Source organism: Pontitalea aquivivens (assembly GCF_046507575.1).
Lineage (GTDB): Bacteria > Pseudomonadota > Alphaproteobacteria > Rhodobacterales > Rhodobacteraceae > Pontitalea > Pontitalea aquivivens.
Genome location: NZ_JBKFEY010000102.1, coordinates 1 through 865, shown reverse-complemented (window position 1 = coordinate 865; position 865 = coordinate 1). Strand labels below are relative to the sequence as shown.

General features: G+C 62.9%; 1 protein-coding gene. It reads right to left on the bottom strand.

Features of this window, described 5'->3' with window-relative positions; all coding sequences use genetic code 11:
* A partial coding sequence (locus ACK8OU_RS20345; protein ID WP_410305142.1) for an MFS transporter occupies positions 1-800 on the bottom strand: 800 nt, incomplete at its 3' end.
* Positions 801-865: the final 65 nt, after the last annotated feature.

The window sequence follows — 865 nt, the reverse complement described above, 5'->3', positions numbered from 1 at the left end:
CTGTGCGCCATTGCGAACACGGCGGGGCCGACCAGAGCACCGGCGAAGGTGAAGGCAAAAGCGCCACCGATCGCCCTGCCCGCCGATTCGGGCGGGGCAAGATTCACGGCCTCGCCGACAAATACGCCGTTCCAGCCGGCGCCCGCCAATCCCAGCAGGCCAAGTGTGAGATAGATCAGGACGATCGCCCAGGCGCGTGTCATAAAGATGAGCGGCACGATGCTCGCCAATGCCAGGCAATAGGCCGTGAGAAGCACGCGCATGCCGGAGCCGGTCAGGTCGGCAAGCGCGCCCCATGCCAGGCGCCCGAACACCGCCGACACCTGGAATACAGAAAGGGCCAATCCGGCAGCGACGAGGCTGAGGCGGACGTCTTCGACCAAGAGCGTCACCAGGTAGGTCGTCAGGGTGAACTGCACCCCCGCAAAGAAGAAGGCCGACAGGGTGAGCCAGCGCAGAACCGTATGGTTCCAGACCAGGGAAAGATCCCTGAAAGGGTTCTCCATCAATCGAACCGTCCGGTCCCGGCTTCTGTCGAAACGGGACGCGAGCGGCTGTATCATCAACATCATCGTAAGGGACATCGCACCGCAAACCAAGAGCGCGGTGCGCCAGCCGTACTCGAGGGTCACCGGGGGGCCCACCAGCCCGGCAATGATCCCGCCAAGCGGAACCGCTGTTTGCTTGATCGAGAGTAGCGTGTTCCTGTTGCGCGGGATCGCGACGGCGTCGAGCATGTTGACGGATGGCGGGTTTATCAAACCGTAGCCCATGCCTATCAGCAATGAGGCCAGGACCATGACCGGCAGATACGGTATGGTAGCACAGCCTAGGCCGACCGCTCCCAGAAGAAGACCCAACTGCG